Genomic DNA, 275 nt, shown 5'->3' with positions numbered 1-275 from the left:
TTTAAAAGTAAAATAATGATAAGCGTTACTAATAAAGCTGTGGCACTATCCGAAAAAACCGTAATGAAAGTATTAATTAACCATGTCGAAAAACTGGCAAACACGGCAAAAGTTTGGGGAGTATTTGAAGGAGTAAAAGAAATGTGGTTTGGTTACAATAAAACTCAAGCAGGATTTTATTCTTCTGGGGGATGGCAATTTGCATCTGGAGTTCTTTTAGCTGTATCAATGTTCTTTGCTGGATCTGGTATCGGTATCGCATTATCAATTGTTTG

At 35.3% G+C, this 275-nt stretch carries 1 protein-coding gene; it reads left to right on the top strand.

What is annotated here, in order from left to right; all coding sequences use genetic code 11:
- Nucleotides 1-15: 15 nt before the first annotated feature.
- The coding region (locus H3S73_RS13720; RefSeq protein ID WP_198248940.1) for a hypothetical protein at nucleotides 16-275 on the top strand (260 nt) is incomplete at its 3' end.

The organism is Gilliamella sp. B14384G12, from assembly GCF_016101825.1.
GTDB lineage: Bacteria > Pseudomonadota > Gammaproteobacteria > Enterobacterales > Orbaceae > Gilliamella > Gilliamella apicola_N.
Note: the sequence above shows the minus strand (reverse complement) of the source record. Positions and strands in the feature narration are given on the sequence as shown.